Source organism: Halonatronum saccharophilum DSM 13868 (genome assembly GCF_000517025.1).
GTDB lineage: Bacteria > Bacillota > Halanaerobiia > Halobacteroidales > Halobacteroidaceae > Halonatronum > Halonatronum saccharophilum.
Window position 1 is genome coordinate 94988 of record NZ_KI912097.1, and the last position, 25962, is coordinate 120949.

General features: G+C 32.4%; 21 protein-coding genes. 15 read left to right on the top strand and 6 right to left on the bottom strand.

Translation table 11 applies throughout. From position 1 onward, the window contains the following. The first annotated feature begins 1155 nt into the window (after positions 1 to 1155). Positions 1156 to 2157 carry a hypothetical protein gene (locus HALSAC_RS16615; protein WP_051412208.1) on the top strand — a complete coding sequence of 334 codons (1002 nt, stop codon included), beginning with the start codon at positions 1156 to 1158 and terminating at the stop codon, positions 2155 to 2157. A 543-nt stretch (positions 2158 to 2700) separates the two neighbouring features. Continuing rightward, complete coding sequence (gene ltrA, locus HALSAC_RS0111755; RefSeq protein ID WP_035571861.1) at positions 2701 to 4062, top strand: group II intron reverse transcriptase/maturase; 1362 nt, start codon at positions 2701 to 2703, stop codon at positions 4060 to 4062. A gap of 396 nt (positions 4063 to 4458) precedes the next feature. Here the strand turns inward: ltrA and HALSAC_RS0111760 are convergent, their stop codons facing one another. Beyond that, positions 4459 to 5184, bottom strand: a complete 726-nt coding sequence (locus HALSAC_RS0111760; RefSeq protein WP_027340414.1) for a hypothetical protein — start codon at positions 5182 to 5184, stop codon at positions 4459 to 4461. Positions 5185 to 5394: 210 nt separating this feature from the next. On the opposite strand from HALSAC_RS0111760, the gene HALSAC_RS0111765 reads away from it, so the two are divergent. Continuing rightward, on the top strand, positions 5395 to 5766 hold the full coding sequence (locus HALSAC_RS0111765; protein WP_027340415.1) for a hypothetical protein: 372 nt from the start codon (positions 5395 to 5397) through the stop codon (positions 5764 to 5766). A 163-nt stretch (positions 5767 to 5929) separates the two neighbouring features. Then, positions 5930 to 6598: a 4Fe-4S binding protein gene (locus HALSAC_RS0111770; protein ID WP_027340416.1), complete on the top strand. Its 669-nt coding sequence runs from the start codon at positions 5930 to 5932 to the stop codon at positions 6596 to 6598. A 33-nt stretch (positions 6599 to 6631) separates the two neighbouring features. Here the strand turns inward: HALSAC_RS0111770 and HALSAC_RS0111775 are convergent, their stop codons facing one another. Further along, a complete protein-coding gene (locus tag HALSAC_RS0111775; protein ID WP_027340417.1) occupies positions 6632 to 7576 on the bottom strand; it encodes a dipeptidase in 945 nt (314 codons plus the stop codon). Between the two features lie 92 nt (positions 7577 to 7668). Between HALSAC_RS0111775 and HALSAC_RS0111780 the strand changes: the two genes are divergently transcribed. From HALSAC_RS0111780 to HALSAC_RS0111790, 3 genes are all read left to right on the top strand, one after another. Then, entirely contained in the window at positions 7669 to 9924 is a 2256-nt protein-coding gene (locus HALSAC_RS0111780; protein WP_027340418.1) for an alpha-amylase family glycosyl hydrolase, read from the top strand. A 166-nt stretch (positions 9925 to 10090) separates the two neighbouring features. Then, positions 10091 to 10576, top strand: coding sequence for a hypothetical protein (locus HALSAC_RS0111785; RefSeq protein ID WP_027340419.1), 486 nt, complete (start codon positions 10091 to 10093; stop codon positions 10574 to 10576). After that, positions 10573 to 12735: a cell division FtsA domain-containing protein gene (locus HALSAC_RS0111790; protein WP_027340420.1), complete on the top strand. Its 2163-nt coding sequence runs from the start codon at positions 10573 to 10575 to the stop codon at positions 12733 to 12735. Before HALSAC_RS0111785 ends, HALSAC_RS0111790 begins: the two co-directional genes overlap by 4 nt. Here HALSAC_RS0111790 and HALSAC_RS0111795 read toward each other — a convergent pair. Beyond that, positions 12732 to 14078 carry an MATE family efflux transporter gene (locus HALSAC_RS0111795; protein ID WP_027340421.1) on the bottom strand — a complete coding sequence of 449 codons (1347 nt, stop codon included), beginning with the start codon at positions 14076 to 14078 and terminating at the stop codon, positions 12732 to 12734. The two genes, HALSAC_RS0111790 and HALSAC_RS0111795, sit on opposite strands and share 4 nt — an antisense overlap. Before the next feature lie 208 nt (positions 14079 to 14286). Between HALSAC_RS0111795 and HALSAC_RS0111800 the strand changes: the two genes are divergently transcribed. Further along, a complete protein-coding gene (locus tag HALSAC_RS0111800; RefSeq protein WP_027340422.1) occupies positions 14287 to 14772 on the top strand; it encodes an ECF transporter S component in 486 nt (161 codons plus the stop codon). Positions 14773 to 15105: 333 nt separating this feature from the next. On the opposite strand, the gene HALSAC_RS0111810 is transcribed toward HALSAC_RS0111800, so the two are convergent. Continuing rightward, a complete protein-coding gene (locus HALSAC_RS0111810; protein ID WP_027340424.1) occupies positions 15106 to 15342 on the bottom strand; it encodes a DUF1657 domain-containing protein in 237 nt (78 codons plus the stop codon). 314 nt (positions 15343 to 15656) lie between these two features. On the opposite strand from HALSAC_RS0111810, the gene HALSAC_RS0111815 reads away from it, so the two are divergent. The 5 genes from HALSAC_RS0111815 (at position 15657) to HALSAC_RS15880 (ending at position 21241) form a co-directional block, all read left to right on the top strand. After that, positions 15657 to 16178, top strand: coding sequence for an ECF transporter S component (locus tag HALSAC_RS0111815; RefSeq protein ID WP_027340425.1), 522 nt, complete (start codon positions 15657 to 15659; stop codon positions 16176 to 16178). Positions 16179 to 16304: 126 nt separating this feature from the next. Next, positions 16305 to 17294 carry an AIR synthase family protein gene (locus HALSAC_RS0111820; protein WP_027340426.1) on the top strand — a complete coding sequence of 330 codons (990 nt, stop codon included), beginning with the start codon at positions 16305 to 16307 and terminating at the stop codon, positions 17292 to 17294. A gap of 129 nt (positions 17295 to 17423) precedes the next feature. Beyond that, positions 17424 to 18197 carry a tRNA 2-thiocytidine biosynthesis TtcA family protein gene (locus HALSAC_RS0111825; protein ID WP_027340427.1) on the top strand — a complete coding sequence of 258 codons (774 nt, stop codon included), beginning with the start codon at positions 17424 to 17426 and terminating at the stop codon, positions 18195 to 18197. Positions 18198 to 18435: 238 nt separating this feature from the next. Next, positions 18436 to 19533, top strand: a complete 1098-nt coding sequence (locus tag HALSAC_RS15875) for an HD-GYP domain-containing protein (protein WP_051412209.1) — start codon at positions 18436 to 18438, stop codon at positions 19531 to 19533. Positions 19534 to 19852: 319 nt separating this feature from the next. Further along, positions 19853 to 21241: an MATE family efflux transporter gene (locus tag HALSAC_RS15880; protein ID WP_035571865.1), complete on the top strand. Its 1389-nt coding sequence runs from the start codon at positions 19853 to 19855 to the stop codon at positions 21239 to 21241. Between the two features lie 40 nt (positions 21242 to 21281). Here HALSAC_RS15880 and HALSAC_RS0111840 read toward each other — a convergent pair whose 3' ends face one another. Beyond that, positions 21282 to 22676, bottom strand: a complete 1395-nt coding sequence (locus HALSAC_RS0111840) for an SPFH domain-containing protein (protein ID WP_027340428.1) — start codon at positions 22674 to 22676, stop codon at positions 21282 to 21284. 57 nt (positions 22677 to 22733) lie between these two features. Continuing rightward, positions 22734 to 22961 (bottom strand): hypothetical protein, encoded by a 228-nt coding sequence (locus HALSAC_RS0111845; RefSeq protein WP_027340429.1) that lies wholly within the window; start codon positions 22959 to 22961, stop codon positions 22734 to 22736. Positions 22962 to 23273: 312 nt separating this feature from the next. Between HALSAC_RS0111845 and HALSAC_RS0111850 the strand changes: the two genes are divergently transcribed. Together HALSAC_RS0111850 and glgB are read left to right on the top strand one after the other, a co-directional pair. Continuing rightward, positions 23274 to 23471, top strand: a complete 198-nt coding sequence (locus HALSAC_RS0111850) for a hypothetical protein (protein WP_027340430.1) — start codon at positions 23274 to 23276, stop codon at positions 23469 to 23471. A 232-nt stretch (positions 23472 to 23703) separates the two neighbouring features. After that, positions 23704 to 25905 carry a 1,4-alpha-glucan branching protein GlgB gene (gene glgB, locus HALSAC_RS0111855; RefSeq protein ID WP_027340431.1) on the top strand — a complete coding sequence of 734 codons (2202 nt, stop codon included), beginning with the start codon at positions 23704 to 23706 and terminating at the stop codon, positions 25903 to 25905. Positions 25906 to 25962: the final 57 nt, after the last annotated feature.

A 25962-nucleotide genomic window follows, 5' to 3' on the forward strand; every position in this document is an offset into this window, starting at 1 on the left:
AGTCCTTATATCCTTATAGGGGATATACTCTTAATAGAGATATACAGGCTTATAGGAGAAATCTAAGGATATATGTAAAGGTAAAGTCTTTTGGAACAAGGAAAGCTAATAACACGGAGGTCTTAATACCTATGAAGTGGTGGTATGGAAACTAATTATAGATAACATACCTTAATATTAGTGAGAGTAGTGGTAAAGTACCGTTGAAACCTTGATAATAAGAGGTGGAGGAATAGCCACAAGTCAATGTATTAGATTAATATAATTTTATTATTTAACACATAAGGTTCTGGTGAGACTAAGAGAGCAGGGTTAATTCCCGAAGACAGGCTTCTATAGGAACAACTAAAGGAAGTTCTAAGCGACTTATGACTACACTTAGAGAAACTTTGAGGAGCTACACACAAGCTATGAGCCAGAGTTTCGAGTTCTAAGTTAGGAAATAGTAAAATCCACATAATTTAATACACTTGATGGAACGCCGTGTGAGGTGAAAGTCTCACGCACGGTGTGGAGCGGGGGAAAAGTTGGAGATAATATCAAATTCTTACCTATCGTTATCATTGGTTTCTGGTGAGACTAAAAGAAAGTTAGGGAAGAAAGTTTTATCTTCCAATCCTTGCCCAATGGGACTTCAATAGAAGTTTTCAGCTATATATGATAAATAGTAATAATTATCTTATTTTCATAGAACGCCTTGTGAAGTTGAAAACTTCATGCAGAGTGTGGAGCAGGGGAAAAGATGGAGATTACACCAAACTCTTACCTATTGCTATACATATGAGCCTTGGTAGGAAGGTAGAGATTACTTATATCAGAGTGTTTTGTTTTAACGAACGAGAGTGGTTTTATCGAAAGTAAGCTCAGACGCCCCACCAAGGTAAAAGCCAAAGCCTTGTAGCACGAATGGCAACGCGAAGACAAATCGAAGTATTGAAGTCTACTGACAAAGGTATCTAAAGGATACCAAGGAAGTATGCAGACCGTAACACAAGTGAACGCATAGTAGCTTCGAAAGGGCCAACATTTGGCGCTCGAGCCTTTAGTGTCTGGGCGGGGACTGGGGGTTTAACTTAGCTAATGTGTTGAGCGTTGGAGCTACAGACTAAATCGCAAGTGATTGTATTATTTATTGAGGAGGTTTTAAATTTTAAAATGAATATAGAATATTTAATTGAACAGAAAGTAGGAATAATTAATACTAATAACAATCCTGTAAATTTTAATGGTACAATAGAAGAAATAGTTGATTTAGGTTATGATGTAATTGTTACATTTGCCGATTATGATTTTTCTTTAAGTTGGAAAGCAGGAGAAAATCCATCTATTAGACATTATAGTTGTGGATTAGGTGAATATCCTATACCTAGCAAATGGGAGTTAAAACATTTTAATGAATATATACTATATGAATTATATTATGATAGAAAAGTTATATTATGGTTTAAAGATGATGTAACAAAAGAGAAAGTAGTAGCTTCTATTTTAAATTTTTTTAAAGATGAACATAAAAAATTTAAAGAAGTTATTGAGACAAAACTTTCTACACAAAAAAATAGAGTAAAGGACATTCCAATCAAATTAACTCATTGTACTGCTTGTATTGAAGAAGGCTGTATGACAGAATATGTTTGCCATATTACAAGTGTAGAGAACGCTATAAAGATAATAAAAGATGGTAAAATCTGTTCTTCTGCTAAGGTTAAAGGCATTGATGGTCAAGAATTAGCTATGGAAAAAAGTAATGTTCCAGGAGATCCATCAGATTACTTTGACTATGTAATGTTTGGTTTTGGTAATTGTCAAGCGGGAGACCGATTAGTGATAGAAAGAAGATTAGGAAAATTTCCAGAAAAGGAAGATTTAAATGAAAAATTTATTCCTGGGGTAAGATTTTATTTCAAATATAAAGATTTGATTAAACATTCAGGTTATATTTCAGATGGATATCATTATTTAAAGATAAAAGATTCTATTGATATTTTGCCTAACTTAGCGGCTATAGCAACATCTGAAAATTTTAAAGATGTTTTAATGGGAAATATTCCAAGTGAAATGCATAAGTATTTTGTTTTTTTAGATCATAGCAAATATGATATTTGGACTTGGTCACATAATATATATGAAAAAGTTAAAAGAATAGATAAGAGAAAGTAAATACGACTTCGTCTAACATAGGCTTAGCGGTGCGTCCTATCAGGGTATATATTCTAGTGAGTGTAAATCTCATCAGAGTAAAGGTTAGCCAGCAGCTCTGTATCGAGTCTTGGAGGTGTTATGGTAACATAACACTTTAAGCGTAGACAGAAAGTTAGCAAGGTAGAATCGACTGGATACGGTTTTTGTGGTTTTCACGGAGAGTCCGAGAGGACTCGTAGGGATTGGTTTGCCAGCGGTGAACTGTATTGAGCTCCGAAAACCGTGTAAATGAGAAGGGTCGAAGCTGTCGCTAAAGTGGAAGACAGTAACTACTTATGCATAAAAGGCGAGCATAAGTAATCATCTCCGGAGTCTAAGGCACTACCTCGCTAAACATCAAGAATATATAGAAACCTAGGGAGGTCCTATTAGGTCTTTCCGCAAGGAGAGTATGTCTGATGAGCTGAAGAGGTAAAGAAGACAAACGCCAATAGGAAGTCGGATACTCTCATAGTACCAAAGAAACTGGGTAACTCTAGTGGAGGGAAGGAGTAGTAACAGATGAAACTGCAAGCAAGGGACACATCTATCGGACACAGAACCGAAGAAAGGGTGAGAACAAAACTTGCTCGCATAGCACAAAGAGCGAAGAAAGATAAAGAGGTAAGATTCTGCTCTCTAAGTCATCTACTCTATAAAAGCACGCTGATAGAAGCATTTTGGAGACTATCTCCAAAAGCAGCACCAGGGGTAGATAAAGAAACTAAGAATAGCTATGCAGAAAATCTAGAAGAAAATATTAAGGATTTGAACAGTAGACTTAAAAGCAACTCATTTAAACCTAATCCAGTAAGAAGGAAATATATAAAGAAGACTGATAGTGGTAAAATGAGACCTCTTGGCATACCAGCACTAGAAGATAAGGTAGTGCAAACAGCCTTAGTAATAATAATGGAAAATATATATGAACAAGACTTTCTACCATTCTCTTATGGGTTTCGCCCTAACAGGAACTGTCATGAAGCTTTGAAGAATCTAAGTAAAGATATAGGAACAAAGAAGGTGAACTATGTAGTAGACGCAGATATCAAAGGATTCTTTGATAATGTAAGCCATGAATGGATGATGAAGTTTCTACAACATAGAATAAATGACACCAAAATATTAAGATTAATCAAAAGATTCTTAAAAGCAGGAGTGATAGAAGAAGGCAAATATTATAAAAGTAAAAGTGGAGTACCACAAGGAGGAACACTATCTCCTTTATTAGCAAACATCTACCTTCACTATACAATAGACCTATGGTTTGAAAAGGTAGTGACTAAGTATTGTAAAGGGGAAGCATATATGACAAGGTATGCTGATGATATAGTATTTTGCTTTCAATACAAAAGAGATGTAGAAAGGTTTTATAGAGCATTGAAAGGAAGACTTAATAAATTTAATCTAAAACTATCAGAAGAAAAGACCAAAGTAATAGAGTTTGGAAGATTCGCTCAAAGAGATGCCAAAAGGAGAGGTAAGAATAAAGCAGAAACCTTTGATTTTCTGGGATTCACCCATTATTGTGGGAAAAGTAGAAGAGGAAAATTTAAAATCAAATGGAAGACATCAAGAAAGAAATTCAAGGCAAAGATAAATGAATTCTCTAGATGGATAAAAGAGAATAGACATCTTCCAATAAACGAAATATGGAGAAAGGTAACCCAGAAGATAAAAGGACATTTCCAATACTATGGAGTAAGCGATAATTGGAAATGGCTAGAGAAATATAAAACAGAAGTGATAAATCTACTGTACAAAGGGCTTAATAGAAGAAGCCAACGAAATAGTATGAAGTGGGATAAATTAAGAAGATTAACCGAAGTATTCCCATTGCCAGAACCAAAGATCAGAGTGAATCTTAACTCCGCTTTTGTGTAAAGAGGATCATCTGGGGAGCCGTATGCCTAAATTGGGCACGTACGGTTCTGAGAGGGGTATACGCCAACTATACAAGAAAAGATTAACCCTTAAGCAGAAGGCGTATATATCTACTTACCAAATATGACCCTTAGTAAGAAGGTAGAGATGACTTATATCATATTGTATTTTTTTAACGAACGAGATTGGTTTTATCGAAAGTAAGCTCAGACGTCGCGAAGCCCAGGGATGTTGTATGTCCAGCGAAGCTGGACATATCCAATGGGCCAACGCCTTGTAGCACCAATGACAATTTAAAGATAAAAATATTGAAGTTCATTGACAAAGGTATCTAAAGGATACCAGGCAAGTATGCAGACCGTAACACCGTGAGCGCATAACAGATATTTCTTTGTTTTATTTAACCCTATAGTCAACTAATATTTTGCTTTCTAACACCTTTAATTTAGGTTGTTGGATATCATCTAGATCAATCTCTTCTACATAACTATTTAGATTACTTCCTTTAACTTCTTCAATAGCAGCAATGCCAACAAAGTTTAAACTACTTAAATTCAATAATATATCCAAAGTTTCTCTACTATCTTCTAGGCTATTCTTTAATAAGGTCTCTTTATATTTTTTAACATTGCTAAAACTATAGTAAGCTTCATTAATATTGTATTCTATATTTACATGACGATTATAGTTAACCCTTCTTTGGCTAGGATCTAGTTCTTTAATTAAATCTAACACTTCTAAAGTAGTATCATAAAGACTATCTGGATCATTATCAATTATTTCAATTACTAATTCGCCTGCATACTTATAGACATTTCTTTCTTTTAGCTTAGTATTATCACTCCAAGAAAAACCCTTATCCTCTATATCTTCCTCTTTAAAAGCTTCTAAACTTAATAATTCTTCCAATAGATCATTAATGGATCTTCTTACTTCCTGCTGAATTTGTGATCTGTTTCTCCCATCACCATTGATATTAAGGTGGATCTTAGTCATATTAGTTTGGCTTATAAGATTTGAACTTCCTAAAGTACTTATAACCTTTTCCCCACTAGCTTCAAGTTTAGAAGGAAAGAAGAGAAGAAGTAGAGATAATATGATCAAAAAATAGATCTTCTTCATAGAAAAACACCTCCAATTTATTTCTTTCTTATGTATAAAAGCTTCTCTAATAAGATTCAATATCCTTTATATAGAATATGAAAGGTTCTTTATTTAAATGATTCAATTATAGAATAGTCACTTATGACTATTAAAAAATAAGAATAAAACTTATATTTAGATGTAAGTTTGGATAAATTAAAAAAGAAAATTATTATAAGGAGGGCAAAAATGAAAAAAATAATTAAAACTATTGCATTAGCAAGTTTATATTTAATTGTGGCTTTCTGGATGAATAATTATAGTGAAGGGCCAACTAATTATAAAAACGAAGAAGTTTGGGCCAACAGCCCAGCTCTAAGTGGGGAGATGCTCTCTTACTTAGATAGTTTAAGAACTGGAGTAGGGGATGATATAGATAGGGTAATCCTCTTAGTAGAAGATAAGATAGATAGACAAAAAGAGAGAACAAAGGAAAGTATCTTAAGAGCTGCTAGATTTAGTAGTGGAGCAGTCTCAACCCAAAATTTAAACCGATCAATAGAAGGTGCAGAAGCTAGATTAGATGCTAAGTTTAATCATATAAATTATTTACTAGAATAAGAAGATTTTCAGAATAATAAAGTAAGCTAGAAGATGAGTAAATCCTTTAATAAGGTCTCATCTTCTTTTTTCTTTAATTAATCCACTTAAAACTTAGTCACTTATGAACATAAAATATAATATGAAAATTTAAATATACATATATATAAGGAGGAATGATTTAATGAAAAAGAAAAGCTTTATAACCAAGATTGGCAAGTTTAGTTGGATCTTTCTAGTAGCCTATTTAATCTTAGGGTGGAGGTATCTAGGAGTAGGAATTCTAGCCTTATTGTGTATTCTAGCACCACCAATTGTAGCAGTTTATAATGATGGTCGAATCTGGTGTGGCAACTTATGCCCTAGAGGGAGTTTTAATGATAATCTTCTTAAAAAAATTAGTCGTCAAAAAATAATTCCCCAAGCATTTAGCTCGATATATTTGAGAGTATTTGCTTTATTCTTCTTATTTTTTATCTTCTTTACCGGTATCTTTTATAGTTCTGGAGAGTTCAATGTGATTTCAGCTTTATTATATAGAATAGTCTTATTTACCACAATAATAACTATTATCTTAGGAGTAGTAATAAATCAAAGAACTTGGTGCAAATTCTGTCCTATGGGGTCTCTAGCGACTTTTTTAACCTTATGTAAAAGGAATATAGATGTGAAAGTACAGAGTGTACAGGTAAAAGAAGAGAAGTGTAATAAGTGTAACTTATGTGAGAAAGGTTGTAAAATGGACTTAAAGCCCCATTCTTTTGACAGAGCTAAGAACAATGACCTAGACTGTCTCCACTGCCAAAAGTGTATAAAAATCTGCCCCCAAGATGCATTGAAGATAGATAGTTGAATTTTAAGTAAAGAATAATATTATTTCTTAAATTCACAAAACTTCTCGAATGACCCGCTGGGCATTCTTAAAGAAGATTTTTTCGATCTGATCTTCGCTAAACTTTTCTTTTTTAAGAGCATAATAGAGTTTATTCATTTGACCAATATTCTCAATCTCTAGCTTAGAGGAGATACCATCAAAGTCAGAACCTAGGGCTATTACCTCAATTCCAGCAGTATCTCTAATATGCTTAATATGTCTAATAATATCTCTAATATAACTCTTCTCACCACCGATTAAGAAGTCAGAAGCAAAGTTTATCCCAACAACTCCACCCTTATTACTTAAAATTTTAATCATTTGATCACTCAAATTTCGGGAATGGTCTCTAAGTGATCTGGCATTGGAGTGAGATGCAATAAAAGGTTGAGAAGAGAGCTGAGCAACATCATAGAAACCACCATCAGATAGATGGGAAACATCAATCAAGATACCCAAACGATTCATTTCTCTTATTACCTCTTTACCAAAGGGAGTCAGCCCTGTATCTCTAAATTTATTATCTGAATTTGGATACCCTAGAGAATTAGGATAATTCCAAGTAAGGGTTATCAATCTAATTCCTAACCTATAAAAGTTTCTTAGATTATAAAGCGAATCTCCTAAAACTCCACCTTCTTCAATTGTTAAAAATGCCGAAATCTTATTTTTTTTAGAGTTTGCCTTTAAATCGCAATAATTACGGGCCAAGGCAATATCGTTACTGTTCTTTTCAATTTCATTATAAAAAAGATCAAGCATATTTAAGCAGGTCTTAGAAGGATCATTATTAAGGGATTCTTCTTCTTTTAAATCTAAGTATAAAGCAAAAAACTGAGCTATTGCTCCACCTTTTTTTAATTTATTTAGATCAACTTGAAAATCATTTGCTTTCAATTCTCCACTTTCATAAAAGATTCTACTTATCGTATCACAATGTAGATCAATTAACTTCATCCAAAATCACCTCTTCTTTCTATATTAATATTTTATTAATCCTTAGTCAATAATATAATGATAGATAACCTTTAAAAAAGGGGGAAGATAAAATGAGAATTAAGCTTAGAATACATTATGATAACAATAATAACTTCACAGAACCTATACTATGGGTTTGGCAGGAGGGTACAGGTCTAATAAAAAAAGAATTAAGACCAAGTGGGAGTGATGATTTTGGCCCATATTATGATCTTCAAATTAATAGAAGTGCTTTTAACTTTAAGTTTAAAGATATTGGGGGAAAGAATATAGTTTGGGAAGGAGATAAGAGTAACCGTTTTTATAATACTGGTTTTGGAGATGAGATCTGGTGTAAGGCAGGGTGGCATAATATCTATAGTGTTAGACCAGAAGCAGCAGTAGGAGATATTAAAGATATATATAATGAAATTAAAGATTTAATACCTAAAGAAAACTTTTACCTACCAAATACTGATATATCTCGTTTAGAAACGAACTCACTTTTAGGAGCACACAAACTTTTAGATGGATCAATAAGTTTTGCTTTCTTTCATCCAAGGGCTGCAAAGGTGTATTTAGCTTCTAATATTAACGGGTTTAAAGCTCCTTATAAGATTCATGGAAGACGTTGTAAAGAAGAAGATAAATTTATCGAAATGAAGCTTTATCGTGGTTATTATAATAACCCAAATATCTGGTGGACTAGGGTAATGAAAGAAGATATAAATTCATCCTTAGAGGAAGTAGAATACAAGTTTTATGTACAAGGGGGAACAAAAGGGAATGAAGGCTTTGTTTATGATCCATATACCAGACTATATAGTAGTGATTATAGGATGGAAAACTGCGTAGTTGTAGACCCAACAGAGTTTCAGTGGAGTGATGAAGAGTGGAATACACCAGATATTAAAGACCTAATAATCTATGAATTAAATGTATATGGATTTACAGATCAAGATTCAGATATATCTTTAGAGGAACAGAGTACTTTTAAAGGGGTAACAAAGAGAATTAAAGAAGGGTATTTTAATAACTTAGGAGTCACAGCATTAGCCTTTATGCCAACTTCAGAAGCTTGGAGTTCCTTTGGTTTAGGTTATGATCCTTGCTCATTTATGTCTGTAGAAAAGGACTTTGGGAGACCAGATGATTTTAGAGAACTAGTAGATGTAGCACATAACTATGGCTTAGCAGTAATAATAGATCAGGTCTTTAATCACACGTCAAATGATTTCAATCCTTTGTGGAAATTGATTGATGATGGTTCAGATCCTGGTGGTTTTTATTTTTCTGGGGCAACTCAATGGGGAAATCGCTTAGCTACTGGCAAAGCTGAAGTTGATAATATGCTCATAGATTCTTGTAAATTATTTATTGAAGAATATCATATAGATGGATTTAGGTTTGATGCAACCCATACAAATTATATGGATCATAGATTATTATATAGATTACAGGATGAAATTAGAGATAAAGGATTTAAAAGAGATGCAGTTATGATAGTCGAGAATCTACCCAATCAACCTGACCTAAACTTTGATGGTTTTAATGGATATGCTCAATGGAGTGATATATTCCATGATAAACTAAAAGCCATTCTAAGAGAGGGCCAATTTAGAAATCATTGGGATGATAGTCCAGATAACTTAGGCGATATCTTCTACTTCTCTAAAAATCAATTTGCCTCTCATACAAATAATGTAATTAATTATAGTGAGAGCCACGATGAAACCAGTATAAAGTTCGAAATAGAAACTAATGATATAATCAACTGTGATATTAAAGATAGAAAAGCAAGATTGGCTCTTTTTGCAACTATGGTAGCTTTGGGCCAACCAATGATTTATATGGGCCAAGAATTTGGAGTCAACCGTGAAGCTAATAAGATTGATATAAATAAGATAACTCCCGATCCTAACTGTCCTGAATTTGAATATAATGATTTTTATCGTTGGGCTCAAGGTATTATTAACCTTCGTAAGAAATATGATGCTTTGCGAATCAGTGGATATAATCCTATTGACACAGGGGAATTTCAATGGTTAATTGGCCCTTGGTTGAAAGAAAGTCAGGGAAAAGGAAAAAGGGTTATTGGGTGGAAGGTTAGAAGTGCTAAAGAGGAAATTATAGTACTGATAAACTTTGAACGAGATAGGGTTAAAGTAAAATTACCTATATGTGATAGAGAGAATTGGGTTAAAATTGCTGATATAAAAGAAGTCGATGATATAACTATAAATAAGGGGATAGAGAAAGTATTAGGTGTTAGATTATTAAAGGGAGATGGAAGAGTAAAGAATTTAAATTTAGATCCATATAGTGCTTTTATTTATAAAAAGATATAGCAAACTAAGAAAAGCGAAGCAGATGCTTCGCTTTTAATTAATCTAAGCTTTTAGCAGGAGATTAAGAATAAAAGACTAAATAAATATATTAGGTGACAGGTGGCTGATAAAAATCAAATAAGAAATGAACAATTACTGTATCTAAATATTTAGGAGGGATCTGAGATTGAAAATTAAATCATATACATTATTAATGATCTTGTTTATAAATCTATCTACTCTTCCTGTTTGGGGCCAAGGTGTTTTAAGTTCTGTTAAGAGTAAACCTAATAATTTGGTAATCTATCACCCTAATAATTGGTCAAATATTGGAGTATGGGATTTTTCAGATAGAGAAATTTTTGAAGGAATGGTTATTAAAGAAATTAATCTAAAGTGGAATGATAGTAGCTCACAGAACCAAAGTTATAGAGGCTTACATATTGCCTTATTTAATGAAGAAGGTAAAGGCGTTTTACTAAGCGAACAATTTATCAGAGGAAAAGTAAATACAGATTTCTTTAAAGATCAAGATCCTGCCCAAAGGTGGGAGGTTAAATACTATGTGGAGGACCTTCAAAGAGCAGGAAATTACTTTTCAATTTCACCTAGAATTAGTATAAATTATCAAAGAGCTAAAGATGAGGATGAGGAGGAGGAGGAGGAGTTATGAAATCAAAAGAAAATTTAATCTTTGCATTAGATATTGGAACTAGAACTGTAGTAGGAGCTTTATTAGAAAAGGTAGGTGATAATCTAATACTGAGATATTCAAAGGTAGTTGAACATAAAAACAGATCAATGTTAGATGGTCAAATACATAATATCGGTGAGGTTGCCAAGCAAGTAAAGATAATCAAAGAAAGTTTAGAAGAAAAGGCAGGCGTTGAATTAAATAAAGTAGGTATTGCAGCCGCAGGTCGGGCTTTAAAAACATTAACCGGTCACCATCAAATAGACTTTGATAACAAAAAAGAGATAAATGAGGATGATATAAAGCTTTTAGAATTTACTGCAATTCAAGATGCTCAAAAAAAGCTTTCTACAGGAGAGGATAAAGATAAAGCTAGCGGTTATCACTTTGTAGGTTATACACCTGTACAAACATTATTAGATGGAATTAGAGTAGGAAGTTTATTAAGTCAAAGTGGCAAAAAAATCGAAATAGATATAATAGCCACCTTCCTGCCAAGAATTGTTGTAGATTCTTTATTGACAGTTATTAGACAAGCTGATTTAGAGGTTAACCATTTAACTTTAGAGCCAATTGCTGCAGCTAATGTAATAGTTCCTCAGCAGATGTATAACTTCAACTTAGCTTTGGTAGATATAGGAGCAGGAACCTCTGATATCGCTATTACTAGAGATGGATCTATAATTGGTTATGATATGGTACCTGTGGCAGGAGATGAAATGACAGAAGCTATCTGTGAAGCTTATATGGTAGATTATAATACTGCTGAGAGTATTAAAAGAAAACTAGTTGAAGAAGAAGAGGTAGAAATGAAAGATATCTTAGATCAGAAGGTCAAAATTCCTACTGATCAAATAATAAAGAGTATAGAAAATAAGGTAGAGGAGTTGGCCCGATTAATTGGTGATTCAATTTTAGAACTAAACGGGAAGAAACCTCAGGCCGTTATCTGTATTGGAGGAGGGAGTTTAACACCTCTATTAAAGGAAAAATTAGCCTCTAAATTAAATCTCCCTATTAATAGAGTAGGTATTAAAGACGGAGAAGAAATTAAGGGCATTGAAGGTAAGATCAAAAACATCAGTGGGACTCAATCCATAACTCCTTTTGGTATAGCTGTAAGTTCAATGAAGAATAAAAGCAGAGCTAACTTCACAAATATAACCCTCAATGGAGACAAACTTCATTTATTCACATTAACAAATCCAAAGGTCTCTGATGCCTTACTTGCTGGAGAAGTTGAAATTAATGCACTCAAAGCAAGACCAGGCTTAGCTATAACAGCAGAAGTTAATGGACAGTTAAAGATAATTAGAGGTACCTTAGGAGAAAGTGGGCAGGTATTAGTTAATGGGGAAGAGAAAGGAATTGATGAGATAATAAAAGAAGGAGATAGAATCGAAGTAAAGCTTGGTTCTAAAGGAGAAAATGGAACAGGCAAAATAAAGGATATCGTCAGTGACCTACCAAGTCGTGATATAATTATAAATGGTCAGAAAGAAACAATTGCTCCAATCTATTATAGAAATGGCAATTTAGCTAGCTTAGAAGAGGAAATTTCAGATGGAGATAAGATAGAATATAGGGTGATCCAATCAATAAGAGAGGTAATTGAAGATGTTTTAGGCATCTCTCTTAGAGGTTTAAAAGAGAGAAAGTTATCCTACTCCTTAAATGGTGAAAATAAGATATATAGAATGAAGGCATATGATCTTAAGATTAATAATAAAGAAGTTACTCTAGACTATGAAGTAGAAGAAGGCGACAAGGTAACCTTCAAGAGATTAGAACAGATTGAAGTAAAGATAAAGGATATTTTAGGTGAAGATAAAATTGGAAGTGAGATAAATATAAGTTTTAATGATAGGGCTTTAAGAGTTCCAAGTAAGGATTTTAAAGTCTTTAAAAATGGTCAAAAGGCTAGTATAGAGGATTTTATAAGTAATGGTGATAAGATTGAATTAGAAGGTGAAGGGATAAGGTTAAACCAACTTTTAGATCATATTAATTATCAAATTCCTACTACTTTAGGTGGAAAATTAGTAATTGAGAAAAACGGAGAGAAGGCTCAACTGACTGAGCCTTTAAAAGATGGAGATAGAGTAAAGCTCAATATAGAATATTTTAAGGAGTATTAGAATATCCTGCGAAATTCCTTAGCTAATAAAAAAGACATAATTATTACTGATATTAATTCTGATATAGGAAAGGCAAACCAGAGAGGGGCCAACCCATAAAAACGTCCTAAAAGGTACATAATAGGAAGTAAAAGTACTATCTGCCTTAAAAAAGAGATGATTAAACTAGGTAGCCCCTTTCCTAGCCCTTGAAAGATTGATGAACCAACTATAGCAGGACCAATCAAAGGAAAGGCCAAACTTATCCTTTTTAAAGCAGTAATACCAATCTCTAATAACCTTTCATCTTTATTAAAGAGAAGTATTAACCTGCTAGGGAAGAATTGAAATAATAAGAACCCTGCTGTAGTAAAAAGAAAAGCCACGAAAATTGTCCACTGTATTGCCTCCTTCATTCTTTTAGGCTTATTATGACCATAGTTATAGCCAAATAAGGGTAAAAAACCTTGCTTTAGTCCATAAACGGGCATAAAGACAAAGGATTGTAAACGAAAGTAAATACCTACTACGGCAACAGCTATTGGATCATAAACTTCTACAATAATGTTTACTCCTGCAATCATAATACTGGCAAGCAGTTGCATAACTATTGCCGGTAAGCCTACCTGATAAATTTCAACTATTACTTCCCAATCTAGTTTAAAGTTTTTTAAGCTTACCTTGATCTGATTCTTATCACTAAAGATTATATATCCAATAAAAAGTCCACTTATAATCCGAGCCAACACTGTAGCGTAAGCTGCTCCTTTTATTCCTAGAGCTGGAAAAGGGCCAAGGCCAAAAATTAATAGCGGATCTATAATAATATTTAAAATAGCTCCAACTAATAGGGTAAGCATAGGGGCTATAGTATTTCCTTCTCCCTGTAAGATACTATTAGCTATCATCGGAAAGAAAAGGGCCAAAGATCCAGTCATAATTATCCTAATATAAGGTACACCCAATTCAATTAACTTAGGATCATTGCTAAAGAAGGAAAATAATTCTTCTGAAAAGAAGAAACCAATAACTCCAATAATTAAAGCATAAAGTAGTGTTATTATCATAACATGGACTGCTACATTATTGGCTTTTTTAGTATCATTGGCCCCTAAGGATCTAGAGATCAAAGAGCTGGCACCAATTCCCGTTCCTACAGCCAATGCTATTAAAACCATCTGTATAGGAAAAGATAGGGATAAGGCTGCTAATCCTTCAGTACTTAATCTTCCTATGTAAATACTATCTATTACATTATATAGAGCTTGGATAGCCATACCTACTATTGCTGGTAATGATAACTTAATTAATAGGGGAAGTATAGCTTCTTCACCTAGATTTTTAGTTCTCTTATTCATTTCCATAAATCTTCCTCCTCTTTTGGGCAGCAAATATAATTTCTAAAAATTCCTTCTTAAGTATTGGCTGTTTTAGTAACACTATAAATTACTATATAATAAATTTGATTTTTTTACAAATAAACCGATAAGATAAGAAGGAATTATTATAAATATGATTAATTATAAATCTAAGAAAGAATAAGAATACATAAAAGAGAAGGGAGGGGAAACAATGGAGCTTAAAAAATTAACTCAAAGTGGTATTTTATTGGCTTTAGGTATCATATTACCTTATGCTTTTCATGCCTCTGGGGTAGGAGGTAACATATTTTTACCTATGCACCTTCCAGCTTTATTAGCCGGTTTTATCGTTGGCCCTGTTTATGGAATGGCAGTAGGAGGATTATCACCTTTAGTAAACTTCTTTATTACAGGTAGACCACCTATACCTATTATGCCTTTAATGGTTGTTGAATTAGCCGTCTTTGGACTGATTACTGGTCTATTATACAAGAAGGTTCATATCAATATAAACTTAATAATTGCTATGCTAGTAGGTAGATTAGTATATAGAACAATATTTGTTCTATTTATCGGTGAATTTGCTAATCCTTTAGTACTTGTTGCAGCAAATCTCCCGGGGGAATTACCTGGTATTGCAATGCAGTTGGCCCTTATTCCAGTAATTGTTGATCTAGTCAATAAAGCTAGAGATTAAGTTATATCTTTAACTTAAAACAAGGGCATTTAATCTAGGCAGTTTAGTTAAAAGATTAGTAAGGTGTATAACTAAATCATTCCATGATTGAAAGTTAGAGAATATTCCATATAAGGAATAAGTTGAAGTTATTAAAAAAGCTATTATAAATAAGCTTACTAATAGTTTTATACTTATTGAAATTATAACATTAAGCATATTAAACATATTTATTCTCCTTTATAATTATTATCTATAAGATATATTTTGGTTTAAAAGGAGAAAATATATTCAAAAAGAGATGGATCTTAGGGCTAGATTCCTAAGATCCATCTTTGAATTTAAGAAGAGAGATTATTGCTGTTGATTTTGCTCTTGTACATTAGTACCTTGCTTAAATTGAGGTTCCTGTTCCTCAACATAATTAGTACGATTTTCTAGTTGTTGTACAACATGTTGTACCTCTTGAGCACATTGTTGATACATATCTTGTGCCATTTGGTCATCAGTATCTTGAGCAAAACCTTCTAAGGTAACCTTAGCAGTCTCTAATCCATTAAGAGCTTGGTGTAGATCTTGTCCAACTGTCATTTAACTTAACACCTCCTTTCTGTCACATTTATTATAATAACCTAATGAAAGTTTTTTATTATATGTAGATTAATTCAAAATAACAAAGAAATTCCACAAAGAAAAAGAATAATAATCTATAAAAAATAACATTATAATAAAATTCAGATAATAAAAAAAGTTAAAAAGGAAAGTTAGCTTACTTTTGAATTTGTAGATTTTTAATCTAAAAAGAGTAAAAAACTATAATAATATCAATAAAACAAGTTTTTGACAACACTATATTTTTATGCTATTATATATAAGTAAAAATTCAAGTTGAAGGGAGAACACAGATGAACAATACAAAGAAGTTAGCTTTAGGAGGATTATTAACTGGGTTAGTAGCAATTGCGACTATGGTTATCAATATTCCAATGCCAGGTACAGGTGGCTATATACACTTAGGAGATAGCATGATCTATTTAACTGCTATCTTATTTGGTTGGAAATTTGGAGCTTTAGCAGGAGGTATTGGTTCTGCTTTGGCAAATATCTTATCTGGATTTGGTCAATGGGCACCCTTTACTTTAATTATCAAAGGACTTATGGGCTTAATTATAGGCAAGGTCGCTTATAACGGTACAGAAGATACAGAAATAAAAGCTAAGCATATATTAGGTGTACTTGTAGGAGCTACTTGGATGATAATAGGGTATTATTTTGCTGAAGGAATTATGGTAGGAAGTCTTATTGTACCATTACAGAGTATAAGCTGGAATGTAATTCAATCACTTATGGGAGCAGTAATAGCCTTCCCAGTACTATTTACCCTATTAAAGACTGAAGTATTAAATGATTTAGATATTGAAGGATAATAAATTAGAAGGTATCATTAGTTATGAATCAAGGTCTTTAAATCTTTAGCACATAGCTCAAAGCTCACAGCACAAACGGGTGTTAGACCATTTGTTCTAAATAATCTGATTTGAAGGTGGTAATTTATGAAGGCAGGTAAGATTGATATTGGTAATTTAAAGGAGTTAATTTTAGATAAACTATCTGCAAACCGTTCAGAGGTCTTAGTTAGGCCAAAGATTGGTGAAGATTCAACAGTTATCGATTTTGGAGAATTTGTAGCTGTTATGTCTACCGATCCTATAACTGGAGTAAAAGAAGGAATGGGATCTTTAGCAGTTAACGTAGCTTGCAATGATATTGCAGCTAATGGAGCAAAGCCAATAGGTATTCAGCAAGCTTTACTGGTTCCTCCTGATACAACAGAAGATCAAGTAGTTGGGATAATTAAAGATATTAATAAAGCAGCACAGGATTTAGGTATAGATATTTTAGGAGGACATACTGAGGTTACAGATATCGTAAATCAGCCTTTAGTCGTCTGTACAGCTATCGGTAAAGCGGCCAAAGATGCTTATATTACTTCTTCTGGAGCTAAGATCGGTGATGACATTGTTGTCACCAAGTGGACCGGCTTAGAAGGAACTGCTATCTTAGCAACTGACTTTTGGGATAAGTTGATTGGCTTAGGTATCGATAAAGACCTACTAACGCAGGCAAAAGAGTTAGGTGAAGAATTAAGTGTTGTGCCTGAAGGTTTAATCGGGGCCAACTTCAAGGTCAACTCTATGCATGATGTAACTGAAGGTGGGCTATATGGTTCTTTGTTTGAACTTACTGTTGCTGCAGAATCTGGATTTGAGATATATCAGGATCTAATTCCTTTACATTCTGCAACAGAGATTATTGCTAAAAAGTTAGATATTAATCCATACTCTTTAATTGGATCTGGGATGATGATCTTAACTACTGAACGTGGAAAAGAACTTGTTGAAGAGTTAGAGAAAGCTGGGATAAAGGCTACAATTATCGGTAAACTTACTAAGGATGAACGAAGAGTAGTAAGGGATGAAGGTGACCTTCTGATAAAAAAAGCTCCTTCAGATGAACTATGGAGGTTTTTGGCACAAAACTAATAACCTATTAAATGATAGCACCTAGTGTGCTATCATTTTTTCTATAAAATTTAAAAACTTAGCCTTTAATTTTTTATTTTTTAAATCTTACACTTGCGCTAATTAAAGAATTAAGGAGGAGGAATAAATATGAAATTATCATTACCAAAGTACTATAATCGTAGAATTGCGCGGGCAATAGCGGAGTTTGACTTAATCGAAGAAGGAGACAATATTTTAGTTGGCTTTTCAGGCGGAAAAGATAGTGGCTTTTTATTATATGCTTTGAAGGCATTTCAGCAGAGTATGAGCATTAACTTTAATATAAGTGCTATAACCATTGACTTAGAGTTCAATAAAGATGCAGACTTTTCTCAAATGAAGGGTTATTGTAAAAGTTTAGATATACCTTATCAGATAGTAAAGAGTAATATTTCTAAAATAATCTTAGCTGAAGAAACTAAGAACCCTTGTGCTAAGTGTGCTTACTTTAGAAAAGGAATTATATCAAATTATATGCAAGAAAAAGGCTTTAACAAGGTAGCTTATGGTCACCATTATGATGATATAGTAGAGACCTTCTTGATGAGTATAATTTACTCAGGTCAGATCAAAACCTTCCAAGCAAAAAGCTATTTAAGTAATAGTGATATTTATGTAATTAGACCTCTATTATATTTAAGAGAGGAAAATATTATCAAAGCAGAAGAATTTACAGGCTATAAAGCTGTTAAAAGTTCATGCCCTTATGATGGAGAGACTAAACGAGAAGAGATAAAGAATTTAATTAAGAGCTTTGATCATAAAAATCAAATATTTTATAATTTAGCTGCAGCAATGAGAGAAGGTACTCCTATAAACCTTTTGCCTAAAGAACTTTCTAGAGATAAAATTAGAGATAAAATGAAAAAGTTATGGTATTAAAAAGCCAATAACCAGTAATTAATTACTGGTTATTGGCTTTTTGTATTTAGTAAACTTAATAAGAAGCATTTAGGTTCAGCAAGTTTTTTTATTCAATATATTCTTTTCAGTGCTAAATTTCTATTCTACTTAAGTAATCTTTAGCTAGAAGAAGGAGTTTTTTTATAAACAGAGAAGATTAAATACTACTTAGTTATTTTTACTTTTCATCTTATCAGGATCTAAGGGGGGATTAAAGGTGTATTTATCTAGTGTTGAAGAGTTGAAGATAGGTGACGTTTTAGCCAAAGAAGTCTATGATCATTATGGAAATTTATTATTACGTAAAGGAAGTAAATTAAATAAAAGTTATATTAATAAATTAAAGAATTTGAATTTAGAATATATATATATTGAAGAAAAGAAGGAGACAAAAAAAGAAAGCAAAAAGTATACAAATAAAAGAAATAATAAAAAACTAGTTCCTAAAAAAATAAAGCGAGAAGCTAGAATCATTGCAAGAGGATGTATTAAAAAGATTAATTCAGGTGATAGTAAGCTAAATGAATCTGAAATTAATGATTTAATTAAAATGATTGAAAATATAATTGATGGCATATCTGATAATGATGATCTAATTGAAAATTTACAAATTGTCAGATCTCTTAAAAATGAATTGTTCTTCCATCTAACAAATGTAGCTATTCTTTCTTTAGTTATTGGTAAGAAACTCAATTATAATCGTAAAATGTTGAAAATGTTAGGGTTAGGAGCTTTCTTGCATGATATTGGTAAAGCTATGGTTTCTGCCGATATTTTAAATAAACCAGGGCGTCTAACTAAAGAAGAATTTGAAGAAGTTAAGAAGCACTCTCTATATGGTTATAAAATATTAAGTAGACAACCAGATATTCCAGAAGTAGCTGCTAGAATAGCTTATCAACATCATGAAAGGTGTGATGGATCGGGATATCCTAAAGGCATTACAAAAAGGTTTATAGACCAAGGGGGAAGAATTGTAGCAATTGCAGATGTTTTTGATGCAATGATAAATAATAGAGTATATAGAGATTCAATCAAAGTAAAAGAGGTAATTGAATATCTTTATGCTGCTTTTACTGAAAATAAAATGGATAGAGAGTTAGTTGGACACTTTCTAAAGATGATAGTTCCTTATCCAGTAGGAACTAAAGTAAAGCTAAATATAGGGTGCGAAGCAGTAGTAGTAAGGGTTAATGAAGAGGCCAAGTTAAGGCCTGTAATTAGACTATTGAAGTTTTCTAGCTTAGACTATGACCAATTAGAAATTGATTTATCGAAGAATCATAGCATAGATATTATAGATGAGGTAGATTAGAATTTAAATTTCTAAAAGAGTTAGGGCCAAAATAGAGCCGCTAACTCTTTTTTTATAAGTACATTTACTTAACACTTAGTCAATTATGGATATAAAAGAAAATTAACTAAGATAAACATGTAATATATAACATTAAATAATATTTATTAGCAGAAAAGAATAGATCTTGTATAGAATTCTAATAAAAAATAAAATAATTTGATCTAGAATCCTAAATTGACATAGAATTAAATTAGTGATAAGATGGTTTGTGATTATTCATCTGAAAATAATTCGAATTATATATATGATTTGAAATAACTATTAAGGACTGATCTAGGTGAAAAGAGAGATTAACCTAAGCGAAAAATCCATTACTAAGAGTTTATTTATATTGGCAGGGCCAATGATATTAAGTAATTTAATGAATACATTATATAATATTGTTGATACAATATGGGTAGGCAGATTAGGAGCTAGTGCAGTAGCAGCTATATCTTTAGCTTTTCCCATTATATTTCTTTTAATATCAATTGGAATGGGCTTTACCATTGCAGGAACCTCATTAGTTGCTCAAGCAAAGGGAGCAAAGGATCAAAAGAGAGTCAATAGGTTAACAGGTCAAATACTTATCTTAGTTACTTTAGTATCTATAATGTTTTCATTTATTGGTTTCTTCTTTAATGAAAGTATATTAATGATAATGGGGGCTAAAGGGGAAACTTTGAGATTAGCTACCGATTTTTTAAATATTATCTTTATTGGACTAACACCTATGTTTATATACTTTGTCTTTACTTCTGTATTAAGAGGGCTAGGAGATAGTTTAACACCAATGAAGTTAATGGCTCTCTCAACAGTTATAAATATAATCTTAGATCCATTATTAATATTTGGGGTAGGACCCTTTCCTAGGTTAGAAGTTGCAGGAGCTGCCTTAGCTACTACCTTAGCTAGAACTATAGTTGCTATTATGGGAGTGAAAATTTTATTAAGTGGTGATTATGGTGTCGAGCTTGGTCTAGAAGATTTTAAACCAAATCTATCTGATCTTAAGAGAATAATTAAAATCGGAATTCCTGCCTCTTTAGAGCAGTCAACAAAAGCAATTGGGATGGCTTTGATGACTAGCTTGACAGCTTACTTTGGTACTAGAGCTGTTGCAGCTTTTGGAATAGGAAATAGAATTTTATCGGTAGTGTATATGCTGTCGCTAGGGTTTGGTGGGGCAACAACAGTGTTAGTTGGACAGAATTTAGGTGCTAATAAGAGTAAAAAGGCTGAAGATGTAGTTATAAGTGCAGTCTTAATAAACTTCATATTATTAATGGTCTTTAGTCTTACAACCTTTATCTTCTCTGAATCTATAGTTAAAGTATTTAATAATGATCCTGAGGTATTAAGGATGGGATCAGATTATCTGAAGATAATTGCCTTCTCCTTTGGGTTTATAGGAACTTTAAGAATAGTAAATGGTGCTTTTAAGGGAGCAGCAGATACTATGCCAGCTATGTTCTTTTCTTTATTAACCTTATGTATATTGCAAGTTCCTATTGCTGGATTATTGGCCCATAACTTTGAATTAGGAGTTAGTGGAATTTGGTGGGGTGTAGCAATTGCTAATACCTTAGGTGCAATCTCATCCTTCCTTTGGTTTAAGAGGGGATACTGGAAGCAAAAGGTGGTCTTGGCTAAAGTAAAAAAAGAAGATATAAAGGGAGGTGCTTAAGCACCTCCCTTTATATCTTAGGCTTTAATTTTCAATAGGATTATTCGCTTTTATTAGATACTTTTACAGTACTTTCTTCAATCTCTTTATTATTCTCCAAGAAATTATTTAATAATGAAGAAAAGTCAGTATCGCTTGTCTTTTTGAAAGTATCAATCATAGCACCTAAATTTGCTCCACCTTCGGCAGTTCCTAAAAGGTCCAGTAAGTTATTGGTCTTTCCAGCATTAACAAACTTTAAATCAGCTTCTTTAAGAGCTTCGGCTAGAGCAACACCAATTGCTTCATCCTTATCAACAACCTGCTCAGCAGTTAAAGCTCTAATTGCATCTTCAGTAAACATATTAAGTGACTTAGCCAACTCTTCTTTAACCTTAGCTTGTGCAAGACCACGTTTTTCTATGGCAGATGCTTCAGCTTCGGCCTCAGCTACTTTCTTAGCAGCATTACCTTTACCTTCTAAGGTCATCTCTTGTTCATAACCTTCAGCTATAATACGTTTTCTATCTTTTTCAGCAGCAGCAGCGATAATCTGTTTTTCTTTTTCAGCTTGAGCCTTTATAATAGCCTGTTCTTTTTCAATCTCTTCTTGTTTAACTTCATTAATTCTCTTAACCTTCATTTCTTCCTCAGCAACAATCTGTTCTTCTTTAGCTATTACTATCTGCTTTTTCTGTTCACGCTTAGCAATAGCCTCATCTCTTTCAATCTCACGATCGCGGGCCAACTGATCAGATTCAGCTTCTTTAACCTTAGCCTCTTTGATTCTATTAGCATTATCAATTCTTGTTTCAGACTCAATTTGAACCTCACGTCTTCTAGAAATATTAGAGATAACCTTTGAATCTTTGGTGTCTTGAAAGTCTACTAGGGCAAAGCTGATTAATTTCAACCCCCAATGAGAAAGGTCTTCTCTAATCTCTGCTTCAACCTCTTCAGACATTCTCTTCTTGTTGGCCCTTACATCAGTTACACTATACTTAACAGTAACGGCTCTAACAGCAGACTCAATAATCTCTTCTAACTGTTCTCTAAGCTCACAATCAGTTGTAAAGGTTTCAGCTGCCTTCTCTACATCTACAATTCTATACTTTGTTGATGAGTTTACTAGATAACGAGCTTGATCCTTCTCATAGGTTTCCTGATTAGAAATAATTAACTCTTTGATGGTAATGTCCATAACCCTAAGAGCACGTCCAACAAAGGGGATCCAAGCTGGTATATGGAAGTATGTACTCTTTCCTCCATTTTTTCTTAAAGATTCATCTGAAGCACAGACCATACGTTTTCTTGGTGTAACTACTAGATGAGCTTCACTTGGGGGAACAATCCGGTACCATTTAGAGAGTACAGTAAAGAAAAATAAAAGAATAATGAGCATCGATAAGATTCCTGCACCTAAACTTAAGAATGATGAAAATAAAGTTTCTAACATAATACTTATGACCTCCTAATTATTTTTAGAAAACTTACAGAAGCTATATATCGCATTTTATTTAAGTTCTTCTTCAGCAACTAAAGCTATGTCACCATTGCGAAATTTAACCATTACTTCATTCATAAGAACTATAGAACGAAGTTTATTGTCTTTAGGATAGCTAATAACAATATCATTTCCATTAGAAAGTTCTTCAATAGCACTTATTAGATCACGACGACTTTTAAATATAATTTCTTCTTCAGAATAGCTTTGTAAATTAAGTTCTTTAAAATTTATCATATGAATTTAACCTCCTTAAAGTTTTCAGTTTAATGTTACCATATTAATATATTTAAGTCAATAAAATAATATGATTTAAATTATATCTATTAATAGCTATAATTTATCGGGAAATTTCTAATAATATTATAGAAAACAATCNCTTTTTTTGCAGGTCATTATTACTACTATATAGAATATTATAAATTAAAAGATAATAATTCTAAAAAGAGACCAAATCAGTCTAATAGCTCTAATTAAATTGATTTGAAAATAAGAATATCTTAATTATTTATTTAAAAATTAATATTTTTATATGTAAGGAGGGGTAAAATGTGTAATAATAAGAAAATAAATAAAAAAATAAAAAGGTATGTTAATTTAATTTTAAGTATTGAAGATGAGTTAATTAAAGAGTTTGATAAAGAGAATAGAGATTTAGATTTAATAAATAATCTACATCAAAATATTGAGAAGTATTGTAGAGAACTAGAATTAACAAAAAGAGTAAGGAGATCAATAAGCGAATAGTATGTATTTTTTTGGTATTTTAGTAATAAAACCCAAACAGGTCGAATAAGATGAAATTAATGCTTCTAAGTCTTATGGATTCAACCATAGGGCTTTTTTGAACTTTTCAAAAGGGAAATAAAAGCAATTAGTAGAAATATATTAATTAAATCTATTTTTTAAAAAGTAGGAAATAATCTAATTATATTTCTACAAATATCTAAAAATAATAAGTATATATGGGGGTAGGTCTATGGCGATTTTAAGTAAAAAAGAAATAACTCAAATAGTAAACGCAAGTACAAAAGATCCTTTTAATTTATTAGGAATGCACAAATTAAACGATAATGAGGTTGTAGTTAGAAGCTTTGAACCTTATGCTAAAAATGTATTTTTACAGTCTGGTTGTTTTAAAAAGAAGGTTAAATTGACTAAAATACATAAGGATGGACTTTTCGAAGGAGTAATTAAGTCTAAAGAAATTTTTGATTATTCTTTTGGGATTGAAGGTTTTTCTGGAGAAAAGTGGACTAAAAAGGATCCATATTCTTTCTTGCCAGTCTTATCAGAAAATGATTTATACCTTTTTAATGAAGGAAATCATCATAGAATTTATGATAAAATGGGAGCTCATTTAATTAATCATAATAGCGTAGATGGAGTACATTTCTCTGTTTGGGCACCAGAGGCAGAAAGGGTTAGTGTAATTGGCCCATTTAATAATTGGGATGGCAGGGTTCATCAGATGAGAGTTTTAGGACCTTCAGGAGTTTGGGAGATATTTATCCCTGGTATAAAAGAAGGAGATCTCTATAGGTTTGAAATTAAAAGCAAGAGTAATGATATATTATTAAAGTCTGATCCTTATGCTAATTATAGCGAATTAAGGCCTGCTAATGCATCTATAGTTTATAATTTAGATGATAAGTATCAATGGCAGGATCAAAAGTGGCTAGAGAAGAGAAGTAATACTAACTGGTCAAATCAACCTATATCAGTATATGAAGTGAATTTAAGTTCTTGGGCTAGAGTTCCTGAAGAGGGTAATAGATTCCTAACTTATAGAGAACTTGCTGACAAACTTGTTAATTATGTTAAAGAACATAATTACACCCATGTAGAGTTGATGCCAGTTTCAGAACATCCATTAGATGAATCATGGGGTTATCAAGTAACAGGATTCTTTTCTGCTACAAGTCGTTTTGGTAAACCAGAAGATTTGATGTATTTAATAGATCAATTCCACCAAAATGATATCGGTGTTATATTAGATTGGGTTCCTGGACATTTTCCTAAGGATCATCATGGTTTAGGTAGATTTGATGGGTCGGCTTTATATGAACATTTGGACCCAAGGTTAGGAGAACATAAAGATTGGGGCACCTATATATTTAACTATGGTAGAAATGAAGTTAAAAACTTCTTAATTACCAATGCACTCTTTTGGTTAGATAAATTCCATATAGATGGGCTTAGAGTTGATGCTGTTGCTTCAATGGTTTATTTGGATTATAGTCGAGAAGCTGATGAGTGGATCCCAAACAAGTATGGTGGAAGAGAGAATTTAGAAGCCGTAGAATTTATTCAATACTTCAATTCTATTTCTCATAAATATTATCCAGGGATTATAACTGTTGCTGAAGAGTCAACCTCTTGGGATGGTGTTACTAAACCTACTTATTTGGATGGTTTAGGATTCTCTATGAAATGGAATATGGGATGGATGAATGATTCTTTAGAATATATTGAAAAGGATCCTATTCATAAGAAGTATCACCATGATAATTTAACCTTTTCTATGGTCTATGCTTTCTCTGAGAACTTTATGTTAGTTCTATCACATGATGAAGTAGTACATGGTAAGGGGTCAATGCTTGATAAGATGCCAGGTGATTATTGGCAAAAATTTGCTAACTTAAGGCTCTTTTATTCTTATATGTTTGCTCACCCAGGTAAGAAACTACTCTTTATGGGGGGAGAATTTGGACAATGGAATGAATGGAAGGATACAGAGAGTTTAGATTGGAATCTATTAGAGTATGAACCACATCAGAAGTTATTAGATTATATGGGGGATCTAAATAAAGTTTATACTGAAAATTCTCCATTATGGGAGATAGATTTTAATGAAGCAGGATTTGAATGGATAGAATGTAATGATGCAGCTAATAGTGTTCTTTCTTTTATTAGAAAAGGAGAAAACCCTGATGAATTCATAATCTGCTTATTTAACTTTACTCCTGTCGTTAGAGAAAATTATAGGGTAGGGGTTCCTAAAGAAGGTTATTATGAAGAAATCTTAAATACTGATTCAGCTACTTACTGGGGTAGTAATGTAGGTAATGAAGGCGGAGTTTATTCAGAAGAATATTCTTGGAATTATAGAGACCATTCTATCAATGTAACTCTTCCACCTTTAGCAGGAGTTTACTTTAAATATAAGATGAAAAAGTAGTAAAAAAAGACTTAACCACTAAATAAAAAAAGTGCCCTAGGGCACTTTTTTTATTTA

Coding starts and splice junctions, on each gene's coding strand:
- HALSAC_RS0111760 (WP_027340414.1), bottom strand. CDS start 5,184: ATGAAGAAGATCTATTTTTTGATCATATTATCTCTACTTCTTCTCTTC.
- HALSAC_RS0111810 (WP_027340424.1), bottom strand. CDS start 15,342: ATGACAGTTGGACAAGATCTACACCAAGCTCTTAATGGATTAGAGACT.
- glgB (WP_027340431.1), top strand. CDS start 23,704: ATGGCGATTTTAAGTAAAAAAGAAATAACTCAAATAGTAAACGCAAGT.
- HALSAC_RS0111815 (WP_027340425.1), top strand. CDS start 15,657: ATGAACAATACAAAGAAGTTAGCTTTAGGAGGATTATTAACTGGGTTA.
- HALSAC_RS0111770 (WP_027340416.1), top strand. CDS start 5,930: ATGAAAAAGAAAAGCTTTATAACCAAGATTGGCAAGTTTAGTTGGATC.
- HALSAC_RS0111840 (WP_027340428.1), bottom strand. CDS start 22,676: ATGTTAGAAACTTTATTTTCATCATTCTTAAGTTTAGGTGCAGGAATC.
- HALSAC_RS0111790 (WP_027340420.1), top strand. CDS start 10,573: ATGAAATCAAAAGAAAATTTAATCTTTGCATTAGATATTGGAACTAGA.
- HALSAC_RS0111845 (WP_027340429.1), bottom strand. CDS start 22,961: ATGATAAATTTTAAAGAACTTAATTTACAAAGCTATTCTGAAGAAGAA.
- HALSAC_RS16615 (WP_051412208.1), top strand. CDS start 1,156: ATGAATATAGAATATTTAATTGAACAGAAAGTAGGAATAATTAATACT.
- HALSAC_RS0111780 (WP_027340418.1), top strand. CDS start 7,669: ATGAGAATTAAGCTTAGAATACATTATGATAACAATAATAACTTCACA.
- ltrA (WP_035571861.1), top strand. CDS start 2,701: ATGAAACTGCAAGCAAGGGACACATCTATCGGACACAGAACCGAAGAA.
- HALSAC_RS0111800 (WP_027340422.1), top strand. CDS start 14,287: ATGGAGCTTAAAAAATTAACTCAAAGTGGTATTTTATTGGCTTTAGGT.
- HALSAC_RS0111765 (WP_027340415.1), top strand. CDS start 5,395: ATGAAAAAAATAATTAAAACTATTGCATTAGCAAGTTTATATTTAATT.
- HALSAC_RS0111775 (WP_027340417.1), bottom strand. CDS start 7,576: ATGAAGTTAATTGATCTACATTGTGATACGATAAGTAGAATCTTTTAT.
- HALSAC_RS0111850 (WP_027340430.1), top strand. CDS start 23,274: ATGTGTAATAATAAGAAAATAAATAAAAAAATAAAAAGGTATGTTAAT.
- HALSAC_RS0111820 (WP_027340426.1), top strand. CDS start 16,305: ATGAAGGCAGGTAAGATTGATATTGGTAATTTAAAGGAGTTAATTTTA.
- HALSAC_RS0111825 (WP_027340427.1), top strand. CDS start 17,424: ATGAAATTATCATTACCAAAGTACTATAATCGTAGAATTGCGCGGGCA.
- HALSAC_RS0111795 (WP_027340421.1), bottom strand. CDS start 14,078: ATGGAAATGAATAAGAGAACTAAAAATCTAGGTGAAGAAGCTATACTT.